General features: G+C 44.5%; 14 protein-coding genes. 1 reads left to right on the top strand and 13 read right to left on the bottom strand.

Annotated features, from left to right (window positions below):
- Positions 1–29: 29 nt before the first annotated feature.
- The 4 genes from Y696_RS02710 to Y696_RS02695 form a co-directional block, all read right to left on the bottom strand.
- Entirely contained in the window at positions 30–632 is a 603-nt protein-coding gene (locus tag Y696_RS02710) for a DUF6305 family protein (protein ID WP_099772282.1), read from the bottom strand.
- A gap of 506 nt (positions 633–1,138) precedes the next feature.
- On the bottom strand, positions 1,139–1,789 hold the full coding sequence (locus tag Y696_RS02705; RefSeq protein ID WP_099771918.1) for a 3-oxoacid CoA-transferase subunit B: 651 nt from the start codon (positions 1,787–1,789) through the stop codon (positions 1,139–1,141).
- Positions 1,786–2,442: a CoA transferase subunit A gene (locus Y696_RS02700; protein WP_006492104.1), complete on the bottom strand. Its 657-nt coding sequence runs from the start codon at positions 2,440–2,442 to the stop codon at positions 1,786–1,788. The genes Y696_RS02705 and Y696_RS02700 overlap by 4 nt, the downstream gene beginning before the upstream one ends.
- A gap of 183 nt (positions 2,443–2,625) precedes the next feature.
- Positions 2,626–4,014 carry an MATE family efflux transporter gene (locus tag Y696_RS02695; protein ID WP_099771917.1) on the bottom strand — a complete coding sequence of 463 codons (1,389 nt, stop codon included), beginning with the start codon at positions 4,012–4,014 and terminating at the stop codon, positions 2,626–2,628.
- Between the two features lie 395 nt (positions 4,015–4,409).
- Here Y696_RS02695 and Y696_RS02690 point away from each other — a divergent pair, with 395 nt between their 5' ends.
- A complete protein-coding gene (locus tag Y696_RS02690) occupies positions 4,410–5,141 on the top strand; it encodes a Nif3-like dinuclear metal center hexameric protein (RefSeq protein WP_099771916.1) in 732 nt (243 codons plus the stop codon).
- Here Y696_RS02690 and Y696_RS02685 read toward each other — a convergent pair.
- The 9 genes from Y696_RS02685 to Y696_RS02645 all read right to left on the bottom strand — a co-directional run bounded on the left by Y696_RS02685 (position 5,126) and on the right by Y696_RS02645 (position 14,781).
- Complete coding sequence (locus Y696_RS02685; protein ID WP_099771915.1) at positions 5,126–5,671, bottom strand: GNAT family N-acetyltransferase; 546 nt, start codon at positions 5,669–5,671, stop codon at positions 5,126–5,128. The genes Y696_RS02690 and Y696_RS02685 overlap by 16 nt on opposite strands.
- A gap of 81 nt (positions 5,672–5,752) precedes the next feature.
- Positions 5,753–7,060, bottom strand: a complete 1,308-nt coding sequence (locus Y696_RS02680; protein WP_099771914.1) for a uracil-xanthine permease family protein — start codon at positions 7,058–7,060, stop codon at positions 5,753–5,755.
- A 465-nt stretch (positions 7,061–7,525) separates the two neighbouring features.
- Entirely contained in the window at positions 7,526–7,969 is a 444-nt protein-coding gene (locus tag Y696_RS02675; protein ID WP_099771913.1) for a ferritin family protein, read from the bottom strand.
- A gap of 105 nt (positions 7,970–8,074) precedes the next feature.
- On the bottom strand, positions 8,075–8,350 hold the full coding sequence (locus tag Y696_RS02670) for a stage V sporulation protein S (RefSeq protein ID WP_006492095.1): 276 nt from the start codon (positions 8,348–8,350) through the stop codon (positions 8,075–8,077).
- 119 nt (positions 8,351–8,469) lie between these two features.
- A complete protein-coding gene (locus tag Y696_RS02665) occupies positions 8,470–9,624 on the bottom strand; it encodes a 2-oxoacid:acceptor oxidoreductase subunit alpha (RefSeq protein ID WP_014730318.1) in 1,155 nt (384 codons plus the stop codon).
- Complete coding sequence (locus Y696_RS02660; protein ID WP_014730317.1) at positions 9,617–9,841, bottom strand: ferredoxin family protein; 225 nt, start codon at positions 9,839–9,841, stop codon at positions 9,617–9,619. The genes Y696_RS02665 and Y696_RS02660 overlap by 8 nt, the downstream gene beginning before the upstream one ends.
- Before the next feature lie 22 nt (positions 9,842–9,863).
- Entirely contained in the window at positions 9,864–10,985 is a 1,122-nt protein-coding gene (locus Y696_RS02655) for a sodium ion-translocating decarboxylase subunit beta (RefSeq protein WP_014730316.1), read from the bottom strand.
- Between the two features lie 59 nt (positions 10,986–11,044).
- Positions 11,045–13,687 carry a pyruvate, phosphate dikinase gene (ppdK, locus tag Y696_RS02650; RefSeq protein WP_099771912.1) on the bottom strand — a complete coding sequence of 881 codons (2,643 nt, stop codon included), beginning with the start codon at positions 13,685–13,687 and terminating at the stop codon, positions 11,045–11,047.
- Positions 13,688–13,896: 209 nt separating this feature from the next.
- On the bottom strand, positions 13,897–14,781 hold the full coding sequence (locus Y696_RS02645) for a glycine betaine ABC transporter substrate-binding protein (protein WP_014730314.1): 885 nt from the start codon (positions 14,779–14,781) through the stop codon (positions 13,897–13,899).
- Positions 14,782–14,800 lie beyond the last annotated feature (19 nt).

The following is a 14,800-nucleotide window of genomic DNA, read 5'->3' as shown; positions in this document are numbered from 1 at the left end:
AAAGAAGCGGCGATCTGGCTAGAACGCCATCATTCGGCCGGGAACATCAATTTAATTACCTGCATGAAATCAATCGTGTTGTCGATGAGAGTGAGGGGGATATCTTTCTCTTCAGCTATCCTAGTGAATTTACCATCTAAGTTTCCCTCTTTCATCACAATTAGGTAGTCTGCATATGGTGCAATCGCATCAATTGACCGTTCGTCTGCACTTCCGGGATTTCCCCTTCTTGCCTTTCCTTCAATGTGAGCGGCAATAATAAACATGTTGAGTCTCTTGGCTTCTTCTATCATCTTGTTGAGTCTCACTATCTCTTCATCAATAGTTATACCCGATGCGCCAAGGCCCTTTGCAGAAGAACCGATGATAACGAAAAGCATCTTGTATTCTCTCGCAGTAAGATCGTTCGGATTTTCTTTAAGTGGTTCTGCATTGTAATCGAAATCCGTGTCTTCAATTGCTCCGCTCTGCCATATTAGAAGCCTTGCCATTTTGCCGCCGGGACCCTGCCCCGCGTTGGTGAGAAGAAACGGTAGTTGACCCTCAACTACTGGGTCTCCAGATACAACCGCAAATAGACCAGTTGTGAATAGAACCATGCTTAGTAAGACCAGAATCAATACCTTTCTCATGATATTGCCTCCCGAATTATGAAAGTGAAGATCATATACAATGAAAAGAAAATCACCTTCCAAAAGTGCCTTACGGTGAATATACATTCTAGGAGAATATACCACACTAACATCTCTTTAACGCTGCTTTCTGTAGCCGAATAGGAACCAAAGATAGGCAATTAATCTCGAAAATCGCTGCGAGACTCAGACTTTCGTGCGAAATCTACTTCGCAATACGAACAAACTAAAAGCGACAATGAACCGTAATCTTAGGAACTGTACTGCATTTCCTTCTGAGCGAACCGGGACCTTTTTAAGAAGACGCACCTACAGATTTGCTCTACTCTCTGCAGTACAGCCAGTGAATCGGTTGTTACTATTTCCTTCAAGGTCCACGAAATTCTTCATAGAAAAATCATTCGAACAAAACATCACTGTAGATCTAAGACAACGAATAGTAATGATACATCATTTCATCTTCAGAGAATGGGCATTTCTGGCCGCTCGAAACTCCAAAATTACCTCTAGACCATGTCCTTAAGATCCTCAGCGACAAATAGCCGAGCCTCTGTTAAAGATTGTACCTCGTCAACTGTCACCTCACTTGCCTTCTCTTTCAACATAAGCCCTCCGGCAAAGGGTTCGATTACCGCTAACTCTGTAACAATAAGGTCTACTCGTCTGTTTGAAGTTATGGGAAGAGTGCATTGTTTCACGATTTTCGGACTTCCCCTAGATGTATGTGTCATGGCGACAATAACACGTTTAGCTCCAGTAACAAGGTCCATTGCACCGCCCATACCTGGCACCATTTTGCCAGGGACCATCCAGTTAGCCAGAATCCCACGCTCATCGACCTGAAGACCTCCTAGGACAGTGACGTCGAGATGTCCACCTCTGATTATTGAAAAAGACATTGCACTGTCGAAAACTGCCGAACCCGGTAGAGCCGTTACATATTGACCCCCGGCATTTGTAAGATCTCTATTCTCCATTCCTTTTTCCGGTAAGGGTCCCATGCCGATGATGCCATTTTCTGATTGAAAAAACACCCTTATACCCGCTGGTATATAGTTTGAGACCAGGGTGGGAATTCCAATCCCCAGATTTACCAGATCTCCGTCACCCAGTTCCCGTCCAATTCTTCTCGCTATTCTCTCTTTTGGGTCCATCATTGCACTCTACCTCCGACAACAATGTAATGAACGAAAACTCCAGGAATATGAATTTCATCCGGCGACAGGGAACCAATTGGAACGATTTCTTCAACCTCTACAAGCACCGTATCACATGCTAGGACCATCAGAGGGTTGAAATTCCTTGCAGTCAAAGAGAATACCAGATTTCCGAAGTAATCGGCTTTCTTGGCCTTCACCAAAGCAAAATCGGCTCTTAGAGGAAGTTCCATCAGGTAATCTCTGCCATCCACTGTTAAAACCTTTTTTCCATCCTGAACCACAGTCCCGACACCTGTTGGCGTCAGAACGCCTCCTAAGCCTACACCACCGGCTCTAATTCTCTCGGCCAGAGTACCCTGCGGAACAAGCTCTACCTCCAGCTCTCCGTCAATCATCTGACGTTGTGTCTCAGGATTTGTTCCTATATGAGAGACAACAATCTTGGAAGCACACTTGTTGACAATGAGTTTTCCTATCCCCGTTTCTGGAAAGGCAGTATCGTTTGCTACAAGAGTCAAACCAGAGATTTCGTTCTTAACGATCTCATCGATAATTGAGTCTGGAGAACCACAACCTAGAAACCCTCCTATCATCACAGATGAACCTTTTTCAATCAGTGAGACGATCTTTTTCATTCCCACGACTTTCAAAGAAATACCTCCTTCGGAGTATTAGTAAGTCTTTCGAATTATGCCTGATAAGGCATATGATTATCTTACCAAAAGCTCCAATTAGGAACAAAGATATCGCCACTTCTGATAAAAAGAACCTTTGAGATTGTAAGCCCGTGCACATAGATTTTTTATGAATAACTTTCTTTTGTACAAGAGATCTCAGCCGGAACGCGCCTGTATTGAATCGGCCGTGCTTTCCCATTTCCCAGAGTAGAACCTGATAAACTTCAGTGTTGTCCTGAAGGCCATATCGGCCATCATTCCTATCCAAGCACCAAATAGACCGAGACCGAAATATCTTACAAGCACGTAGCCAATAGGAAGTCTCAAGAACCACATTGCCACAAGCGAGGTCTTCATTGGAAAAGAAGTGTCACCCATGCCTCTCAAAGCCCCGGTGACCACGTAATCGGTCCCCATCACTACCTGAAAGAGCCCGATAATTCTCACTGGCAGTCGTCCCTCTTCTATGAGCGACGGCTCATTTGTGAAAAGAGAGATGAAAAGGTCCGGAAACAACGTAATGGTTAATCCAATCGCAGAGGAGATTGCGAGGGCAATGAACCAACCCTGTCTAACTACACCAATCGACATTCTTCTTTGCCTGCCACCATTGTAGATTCCGACTAAGGCGGTTATAGCAACTCCCATACCCCAAGCAGGCATGAAGGAGAGAGATTCTACCTGAATACCGATTCTGTGGGCAGCATACGCCTGTGGACCGGAAATAAAGAGGATATTTGCGAAGACAAGAACTCCAAGAGAGAATCCAAAGTTTTCGATGGAAGCTGGAAGACCTAGAACAAAGATCTCTTTGAAAAGCCACTTAGAGAATCTCCGGGGCTTCCTTGACATCGAAATTCTTCGATTTCGAAACAGCAAAACAATAATTATCACTGAACCTACGACTCTCGACAAGACTGTTGCAAGTGCGGCCCCAAAGGCACCCATCTCGGGGAACCCAAACTTTCCAAAGATCATTGAGTAATCAAGAAAGACATTCAGTACATTTGCAACAGCGGCTACTATCAGCGGCGATTTCGTGTCTGCCGCTCCTCTCAAAGCCGCACCAAGAACAATCATTATGCTCATTGCAGGGAAACCTGCCATGATGATTTGGAGATATTTGCTTCCGTTCATCTGCATCAACGAGTCGCTAGAAGGAAAGAGAACTGACAACAAGCTATCAGAGAAAAAAGACCCAAAAGAAAGAATCAAACCAGCAGCAATGCTAAGATAGATCGCATGCCATGCAATCAAATCTACTCTTCTGTGATTGTTTGCACCATAACTGTTAGAAAGCAACACCATCGAACCTGTTGAAATCGCTACTAGGACTGCCTGAAATATGAAGACAACCTGATTTGCGGTACCGACAGCGGTCATAATTCTCCAGTCATAATGGCCGAGGAAAGCGGTATCTGAAATTCCAAGCAGCATCTGGAGTACGTTTTCTGCCATAGCAGGAATGGCCATCACAAGAAGGGAACCTCGAATCTCCTTTGCTTCTTCAACGTTTAGATAAGACTTGAATAGGCTGTAAGACATCAACGCCTCCACAGTAAGGAATCCGTACTATATAGTCTACCATGCAGTTCAATAGTTTAAAAGACCTGGCGAACATTGAGAACCAACTCTCTTTGAAAACCCGGAAAGCAAAGTAAAATTATACTTGTGAAATAACTCAATTACATATTGACTTTATTTGATTTCCATGCTATATTATTGAATGTTTATTTTGTAATTTGTGATTAAGAATGATATATAATTAATTTGAATCGCTGCTATTCAAATAGATAAACCCTTTGTTTAGAGATGTGGACGTTTAGTGGCGCAAAGCGCCACATTTTTTTGCTTATATTTCATTTTATGTTTGTTTTCTGGACGTGGTATAATTTCATCGAAACCCGATGCTATCAGTTCAATATTGTTGGAGGACACTTATGAAACCTGAAGATATCGAGAGTTTTCTGAATTCGGTTCTACATCCGGAAGAATTCGACGATTATTGCTTCAATGGAATTCAAATAGAAGGAAGCAAGGAGATAAACAAGGTGGTTACTGGTGTCTCTTTCAGCGATGCTTTGGTTGAAAAAGCGGTCACAGCCGGAGCGGACGCTATTCTTGTTCACCACGGAATCTTCGGGAAGGAATTCTTCAGACTTTCAGGGTATCTAAAGAAAAGGGTTGAGAGAGTATTGAGTTCGGGCATCACACTGTTCGGATATCACCTGCCGCTCGACGCCAATGAGCCATATGGCAACAACTATTCAATTGCTGAAGAGATAGGACTTGTCAACCTTGAGAGATATGATGTAGGCTTTATAGGAACTCATCCGGAAAACATTCTCGTGTCTGAGTTGAGGAATTCCTTATGTAGGATTTTCCCACGTCAAGAGGTTGGCCTATTCAAGAACTCCGATTTCGCTGGAAGAGTATGCATAATATCCGGCGGTTCTTCATCAAATCTGAGGGAGCTTGAAGGCACAGCAGACACCTTCATTTCAGGGGAAGTTGGTGAACCGACTCGGGAGATTGCAAGAGAGACAGGTATCAACTTCTTCTGGGTAGGGCACTACGCAAGCGAAAGATTCGGTGTGATTAATCTCGGAGAGCTGCTTAGAGAGAGATTCTCGCTTGAAGTGGAATTCGTCGAGATTTACAACGAAGTTTGATCGTTTCTTCCAAACTCGTCCTTCAAAATACCCATAATGATCTCGTCATGGAATGATCCATCCCGGAAAATTTCCTGTCTCAAGGTTCCTTCGATTCTGAATCCACATTTTTGATATGACCTGATCGCTCTCCTGTTGAATGAATAGACATTTAATTTTGCTTTATTGATGTTCATCTGTTCAAAGACGAATCTTAGAAGGATTCTCATTGCATCGGTTCCATAACCTTCGTTCCAGAACTTCTTTGCGATGAATATTCCAAGCGTTACTACACTATTCTTCCAGTCGACTTCGTTGATGCCACACCCTCCGATATATTCATTGTCTTCTATCTTTGCAATGGCAAAGCTATAAGTGTCTTTAGAAGAGCTTTGAGAATCGTACCACTTTTCCTCCTCTTCCAGTCTCAACGGAAAAGGAATCCCTGGCACCAGCATTCTTTTGACTTCATAGTCGTTTATATATTCATGAGCCAGTACAATGTCCTCCTTCCGGTATTCTCTAAGATAGACCTTTCGCCCCTTCAACACTTTCATCACCCCCATTTGGGATAGTATAACAAAAAGGGCGGCGCCTAGTAGCAGGCACCCCCCTGCAAATTGCCGCTCTTTTTATTCCTCAGGAGCCTTTGTCATTACGAAAATGCCGTTAAGAAGTAGTCCGACTAGAGCAGCCAGACCTATGCCTTCGAACCTTACAGGGCCTATTCCAATGGCCGCGCCTCCAATTCCCACAACTAGCATCACGGAGATAATTATTAGATTCTTGCCATCTACCTTAACTCTGTTCTCAATAAGCGTTTTCATTCCTATTGCAGCAATCATACCGAACAAGAGTATTTCGATTCCACCCATCACTGCCGTAGGAATCGACTGTATAAGAGCGCCGACTTTGGGAACAAATGACAGAATGATTGCGAATACAGCAGCAATCCTCATCACTATGGGATTGAAAACTTTGGTGATAGCAAGGACTCCCGTGTTTTCACTATAGGTTGTATTCGCCGGACCTCCGAAAAAACCCGCGACTGCCGTCGCAATTCCATCCCCGGCAAGTGTTCTGTGAATGCCTGGATCTTCATAGTACTTCTTCCCGACAACAGCTGATACTGCGAAAATATCCCCGAAGTGTTCAATCGTGGGTGCTAGAGCAACAGGGACAAGCACTGTCAAAGAGTAGAATGAGAACTTCGGAAGAACAAACTGAGGCAGGCCGACCCAGCTCGCCTGACTGACTGCATCGAGTGTTACATTGCCTGTTATTGCAGCCACGACGTACCCCACCACAATGCCACACATAACAGGGATTAATCTCGTAAAACCCTTTGCATAAAGCCTGACAAGAACAGCCGTTCCCAGAGATACGATTGCAATCCACCAGTTCGAACTTGCCATGCTTATCGCAGTCGGAGCGAGATTTAGACCGATGACTGCAATGATCGTTCCCGCAACGGCAGGTGGAAAGATCTTTTCAAACATGCTAACTCCAAGTCTCTTGATGAGCATCGCAATTGCTACCTGAACAAGGCCAGCAATCAGTATTCCACCTGTGGCATACGCTATCATGTCCGGAGTTATGGAGAATCCGGCTGCAATAGCTTCAGGAACAGATTCATAGATTTCCGGTGCATTTGCATGATAGAGAATTACTGCATTGATTGGCGCAATGTAGGCAAAGCTTGAACCTAGAAAGACCGGCACCTTCCACTTCGTAAGCAGATGGAAAAGAAGTGTGCCTATACCTGCCGTGAATAAGGCAACATTCACAGGAACGCCTGTCAGATAAGGAACAAGAACAGTTGCTCCGAACATTGTGAATGCGTGTTGCAGGCCGAGTACTAAAAGGCCTCCTCTACCCAGATTCTTGCTTCTGTCTTCCTGTTCCCTTACCTCCTGGTAAGCTGAATTCTCACTACTCACAAAATCCCTCCTCAAGATATAAATTTGTCCACATAGCAAAAAAAAACCTCACGATATCTCGTGAGGTCTAACTGCAGAATCTATGTCTTTTGTGATTTTGATCATCACCCTTTGAACTGTACGGAAAGAAGACAAAGGGCTTTTACGGGGGGAAAAAAGAGCTCTGTGTCGATTAAAAAGAGAGATCTTCCACTCTTCATACAAAGCCAGGCACATATAGCTCACTCTCCCAAGAATTTATCCAAAGATCATTTTATCACAAAGAACACAGATTTCTCCTCAGATGCCCAATTGTTTCATTCAGTAAATCTTTTCGTATAGATTACTCAGCAAATCGCTGAGCGGAAAAACGGAGAAAAAACATAGCACGACTATAAAATCAACGGAAATCCCCTTATGAAGGACAGATAATCGAAATTAAGCAATATCCCTGACGACCACCCGAATCTTGAAACATCCCATTAGTTATATAGAACCATACAACTTCACTAGATCATGAAGATGTCTTCGTTCCTCCTCGATAATATCCTTCAGTTCCTTGCAGTCAGGTATGAAAGAAGAAAGATCTGAATAGAATATTATACTGTCTTTTTCTACTTCCACTGCACTGCTAATTGCTTTGTTAATGTTGTCTGGAACATCAATCGATTCAATTCGTGGAAATATAGATATCTCTGCATAGGACTTCAAATAACCAACATTATCTTCCCAATCTTTAGCTATTAGAGAGTTGTCGGCGTCTTTCAACATCTCCCTGAATACTGCTGCATGCTCTCTTTCCTGCGTGGCAAGTTTTACAAACAACGATTTCACTTCGCCCGAAGTTTTCTCGCTGAGTTTCTGATAATAACTATAACCGACACTCTCAATTCTCAGAGCTATGTCTAACATGTCACCTACTGTGATCACATGCAACCTCCTTGTCAAAGCTGATTTCGATTATTCGAGACTCTCAAAATGAAAAAGGAAGAGATCAATGACCTCCCCCCACTTTCAGAGATTACCGAACCCCAATTATTTGATTTCGTCTTTCTCCGAAACAATCTTAATGGTAATTCCCGTTCTCATCTCTTCTCCAATCTGAATCTCCACAAATCCAGGGACCATGTACACTTTCGTACCCTGTTCTCTGAGGAATCTAGAAGCGATGGCAACTGCTTTCACAGCCTGATTCACAGCACCAGCGCCAATGGCCTGAAGCTCTACTTGCTCGTTCTTTGAGATAACTCCGGCTATGGCACCTGCTACCTTGTTCGGATTCGATTTCGAACTGACCTTCAGGATTTCCATTGAGATTTCCTCCTTTTGCAGGTAATTTCGCTGTAATTCTACCACAGAGGCCGCTTAATTAGCAAAAGTTTTAACACATCGTTTGCAAAAAGAAGGAAGGATCGTTACTGATTGAGGTTCTACAGATCCATTATTTCAGACTTGACTTTTGATATTGCATCAAGAACTTCTTGTGGAGTAATCAACTCGCCACTGACCTTGCTCACATGCTCGATCTTTGCGCCTCGTTTGTTCAGTCTAGAAACTTCATAGAGAATTTGCCCAAGATTCATCTCAGCAACAATCACGGCGCTCACCTTTTTTAGCAGCTGTCTTAGCCTCGTACTGGGAAACGGCCAAATCGTAACCGGCTTGAAAAGACCCACATTGATCTTATCCTCTCTTGCCATTTTCACAGCCTTAATGGCGCTCCTGGCAACGGAACCATATGCGAGGACCAGTATCTCTGCATCTTCAGTCATATATTCATCATATATTACTATCTCGTCGCTGTGCAATCTTATCTTGTTGTCAAGTCTTCTCAAAAGCCTTTCCGAATCGGAAGGAGAACCAACCGGGAAACCCGATTCATCGTGGACCAGACCCGAGACATGAAACCTCGACTTACCCATCCTAACAAGTGGAGTTGCCATCATCTGATCGTCACCTTCAAATGGATGGAAGATATCTTCTTCTGCAATTTCGGCCTCACCGACTCTTTGTACTTCCATTATCTCCGAATCGTACGGGAGGTAAACACTCTCGCGCATATGGCCAAGGATCTCGTCCATTAGAAATATCACTGGTGTTCTATACAGTTCAGCATAATTGAACGCAGTTATAATGTACTTATAGACTTCTTCAACATTTGAGGGGTAGATTGCGATGATCTGGTGATCTCCATGGGTTCCCCATCTTGCCTGCATAATATCCCCCTGCGCCGGTTTTGTGGGCATACCGGTGGAGGGGCCTCCTCGTTGAACATTCACTATTACTGTTGGAGCCTCAGTCATCGCCGCATAGCCAATCGCTTCCTGCATTAGCGAAAAACCAGGTCCACTCGTTGCAGTCATCGATTTTTCGCCTGCAAGAGAGGCACCGATTATTGCAGCAGCACTTCCAATCTCATCCTCCATCTGAATAAAGGTTCCACCAACTTTTGGGAGCTCCCTCGCCATGGTTTCGGCAATCTCAGTAGCCGGAGTAATTGGATAACCTGCGAAGAACCTGCACCCGGCCTTGATTGCTCCAAGCGCACATGCCTCGTCACCCTGAAGAAGAACGAACTCACGCATCCTCTTTCACCGCCTCCACTTCCCGCACATCAATCGCAAAGTCAGGGCATGCGTTCTCGCACATCAGACAACCTATGCATGTCTTGTGATCAACCACTTTTGGCCTGCCAAGCTCCCCTTTAGTAATCGTTTTCGTCGGGCAGATCCAGTAGCATATTCCACAACTCTTGCACAGAGCCAAATTGATATTTACTTTGTACTGCTTTCTTACAGCCATTACACCCTCCCGTTCCAGGCTATCATATTATTGAAAGGAATACTCCGGCCGCAACTGCAGAACCAATTACACCTGCTATGTTCGGTCCCATTGCATGCATTAAGACAAAATTAGTCGGATCTTCCTCCGAGGCAATTTTCTGGGCAACTCTTGCGGCAGTAGGGACCGCCGAAACCCCGGCCGCACCTATTAACGGATTTACTTTGTTTGCGGAGAACAGATTCATCAACTTTGCAAATAGAATTCCCGAAGCTGTTGCAACAACAAAGGCGGCGCAGCCCAATGCCAAAACCATTATACTCTCAATCGTGAGAAATATCTTACCGTCCGCTTTTGCGCCAACGGAGACGCAGAGCAAAATAATCACGGTGTCCGAAATGTATTTTCCAGAAGCCTCGACGAGCCGCTTTGTCTTCCCATTCTCTCTCAAAAGATTGCCCAACATAAGCATTCCCACTAGTGGGAGCGCTTGAGGAACTATCAACGAGATCGCAATCGTCGCAACTACTGGAAAAACAATCCTTTCGAGCTTCGAGACTCTTCTCAGCTTCTTGCCCATTGTTATTGCTCTCTCCTTGTGAGTAGTTAGAAGCTTCATAATGGGAGGTTGAAGAACCGGAATCAGAGCAATATAGGAGTAAGAAGCTATAGCAATGATCGGTAGAAACTGAGACTTGAGAATACTTGCAACGTATATTGAAGTCGGTCCATCTGCTCCGCCAATTATCGATATGGCGGCTGCATCTGAAAGGGAGAACCCCATCAAATTAGCTGCGAGGAATGTTATAAAAATGCCAATTTGAGCAGCTGCCCCCAAAAAAAGCGTCTTGGGATTTGCAAGAACAAAAGAAAAATCCGTCACCGCTCCTATCCCCAGAAATATTAGAGGTGGATAAATTCCCAACATCAATCCCTGTTGTAAGATCCACATTATACCCGTACCAGGAGTGAAGACACCCGTAGCCTCGGGCGGAATATTGGCGATAACCATACCAAACGCTATGGGTACAAGAAGAAGTGGTTCAGCATCTTTTGCAACCGCTAGATAAACCAGGAGACCTGCAATTGCAAACATAACCCAGTTTTCCCAGCTTACCGTGGCTAATCCTGTCTGTGCCATATATCCCGAGATCAACGTTGACATGAAAGGCTTACCTCCAAAAGAATAAAGGCCGCACCAACAGGCGCGGCCCAAAATGAAGACTATCTATTCTTTACTACTGCTTGAGCTGCGGACAATCTCGCTACTGGAACCCTGTAGGGCGAACAACTGACATAGTTCAGACCCACGATGTGACAAAACTCAACTGACGAAGGTTCGCCGCCGTGTTCACCACATATTCCTACCTTCAGATCTGGCCTGCTGGAGCGACCCTTTTCAGTTCCCATCTTCACGAGCTGGCCAACACCCACTCTATCAAGCTTCTGGAATGGATCGTTTTCCAGAATACCTTTTTCCATATAGTGTCCAACGAACTTTCCATAGTCATCTCTACTGAAACCATAAGTCATCTGCGTAAGATCATTCGTTCCAAAGCTGAAGAATTCAGCTTCTTTTGCAATTTCATCGGCAGTAAGGGCAGCTCTTGGAACTTCTATCATCGTACCTACTTTGTAATCCAGCTTCAATCCAGATTTTGAAATGAGTTCGTCTGCCGCTTTTACTATCACCGATTTTACAAACTTAAGCTCTTCCAGCTCAACGATTAGCGGAATCATGATCTCTGGAACCACTGACTTTCCTTCCTCAACCAACTTTAGAGCAGCTCCAATTATCGCTTTCGTTTGCATCTCGGCAATTTCGGGGTATACAACTGCAAGTCTGCAACCCCTGAACCCCATCATGGGATTGAACTCATGAAGATCTTCAACTGTTGTCTTCAATTCCTCATAGGTCATTCCCATCTCCTCAGCCAGTTCTTTGACATCTTCGTCTTCTTTGGGAAGGAATTCATGAAGTGGAGGATCCAGGAGCCTAATGGTGACGGGCAGACCTTCCATAGCTTTGAATATTCCGTAGAAATCCTCTTCTTGCATTGGAAGAAGCTTATTGAGAGCTTTTTCTCTCTGCTCTCTGGTACTGGAAGTAATCATCTGACGAACAGCAAAAATCCTGTCTTCCTGGAAGAACATATGTTCCGTTCTGGTGAGACCAATTCCTTCAGCCCCGAACTCCCTGGCAATCTTGGCATCTCTAGGAGTATCGGCATTCGTTCTTATACCGAGCTTCCTGATTTCATCGGCCCAGCCAAGCAGTTTCGCAAGCGGTCCTTCGAGACCCTGAGGCTTAACTGAATCGAGTTTACCCATGAATACTTCGCCTGAAGTACCGTCAATGCTAATCCATTCGCCCTCATTTATGGTCTTTCCATTTACTCTCATTGTCCTTGTCTTCTGATCTACCTCTACAGCTTCGCAACCTACTATACAGGTTTTGCCCATACCTCTCGCAACCACCGCCGCATGTGAGGTCTTACCTCCCGTAGAAGTCAGAATTCCCTGAGCGGCTGCCATTCCGGCAATATCCTCAGGCGAAGTCTCAGGTCTGACAAGGATAACCGCCTTACCTTCTTCTCTAGCCATCTTTTCAGCCGTTTCTGGGTCAAAAGCAACTGCACCTGAAGCGGCTCCGGGAGAAGCAGCAATTCCCTTAGCTAGAAGCTCTGCACTCTCCATAGTTTCCTTCGTAAAGTACGGATGCAGCAGAGTTTCAATGTGTTCAGGCGTTACTCTCATAACCGCCTCTTCCTTTGAAATTTTCTCTTCTTCCGCAAGATCAACAGCGATCTTCACACTTGCATAAGGAGTCCTTTTCCCGTTTCTCGTCTGGAGAAGATACAGGGTTCCATGCTCAACAGTGAATTCAATATCCTGCATATCCCGGTAGTGGTTCTCGAGTTTCTCAAAAATCTCAAGAAGCTGTTTGTAGACGGCGGGGTTTATATCGTTAAGCTTTGTAAGAGGGAAGGGCGTTCTTGTCCCAGCAACAACGTCTTCGCCCTGGGCATTCGGCAGATATTCACCGTAGAACTGTTTTTCTCCCGTATTGGGGTCTCTTGTAAACGCAACTCCCGTTCCACTGTCATCGCCGGTGTTCCCAAAAACCATCGCAACGACATTGACAGCTGTACCAAGGAGTTCGCCCTCCTTTATTCCGTTCAGCGCTCGATACTTCTTTGCCCTTTCATTCATCCAGCTTCCGAAAACAGCGTTTGTTGCCATCCACAACTGCTCCCAAGGATCCTGTGGGAACTCTTTTCCAGCCTTGCTATAGACCTCAAGATATCTCTTCACCACTTCCTTCATATCATCTGCATCGAGTTCAGTATCAAGTTTGACGCCCTTCTCTTTCTTTATACTAGAAAGCGCACCTTCAAATTCTGAATGCTCGATCTTGAGAACGACATCCCCAAACATCTGAAGAAATCTTCTGTAGGCATCGTAACAGAACCTAGGATTACCTGATTCTTTGATCATTCCATCTACCGTCTCGTCATTGAGACCAAGATTTAGAATAGTATCCATCATGCCAGGCATCGAAATTGCTGCTCCTGACCTCACAGAAACGAGCAATGGTCTCTCATTAGAACCAAATCCCTTTCCGGTTTCTTCTTCCAAAAGTCTTACAGCCTCTTTCACTTCATTCTCAAGGCTTTCCGGATATTTATTACCATGCTCATAGTAGTACTTGCAGACTTCAGCAGAGATAGTGAACCCTGGGGGGACGGGAATTCCTATTTTAACCATTTCAGCTAGATTGGCTCCCTTTCCACCGAGAAGGTTTTTCATCTTCGCATCGCCTTCGGCCTTTTTCTTTCCAAAATAGTACACAAATTTCTCTGACACTTTCTTTCCTCCCTTCCTGAAAGCATATTCGACTGATTATATCATAGCTAAACATACGGGGTGTTTAGCTGTCTCTCTAATGGTGAACGTCTCTTGAACCATACCTTTCTCTTTCCATAGGGCAGAAAATCATGGATTTGATTCTTTCAGTACCCTCCTAAAGAACAGAGCCGCCTTATGGCGGCTCTTAATTCCTAACGAAAAACAACTCAATCTATAAGGCCCAATCCTTTTAGGAATCCTTCAGCAACTTCATCAGGCTCATAACCTGCAGCGTCAACCAGATAATTAAGCCTTGTCATTATTGGTTCAGTAAGATAGACAGAGATTGGCCTCAAGATCTCCTCAATTTCGGGATTGTTTTCTAATATTTCCTTCCGTACTGTAACAGCTAGGTTGTATGATGGGAAGAAACTCTTAGTATCTTCAAGCACTAGAAGATTGTACTTCTCCAATTTTCCATCAGTAGAAAAGACCATTGCAACATCGATTTGGTTCTTGTCTAGTGCCTCATATGTCAGTCCGATTTCCATTGTCTTGACTTGTCTCTTCTCCACGGCAAAACCATATGCCTCACTCATAGGCCAAAATCCATCGTCTCTTTCAAGGAACTCGTATACAATTCCAAAGAGAAGATCCGGATCTTCATGAGTCAGCTCAGCCAGATCTTCGAGTGTTGTGAGCCCATGCTCAGCAGCGAAATCTCTTCTAACGGCAAGGGCATAAGTGTTGTTGAAATTTGCCATGTCGAGCCATACAATACCATTTTCGAGATCTTCGGCCTTTACTGCCTCGTAAAGTTCATGAGGATCTCTAATCATCTTTTCGTGGCCCAAATATGTTGGCCAGGCCGTACCTGTGTAGTCAGCATAAAGGTCAATCTGCCCGGTTTCGAGTGCACTTCTTGCAACAAATGAGCTCATCCCAAAATTCTCGGTCACTCTGAACCCGGCATCTTCCAGAAGCTGCGAAATCATGCTACTGACAATGTACTGCTCTGTAAAGTTCTTTGCTCCAACATTCAGTCTTGTCTGACCGAATGACATAACCGTTGCCATCAATACTACCAACGTAATAAGAAATAGTCTTTTCAAAACTAAACACCTCCATGTT

This window comes from Mesotoga sp. H07pep.5.4 (assembly GCF_003664935.1).
In the GTDB taxonomy this organism is placed as follows: domain Bacteria; phylum Thermotogota; class Thermotogae; order Petrotogales; family Kosmotogaceae; genus Mesotoga; species Mesotoga prima.
The sequence above is the reverse complement of the archived record's forward strand: the minus strand, read 5'-3'. Positions and strand labels throughout refer to the sequence as shown.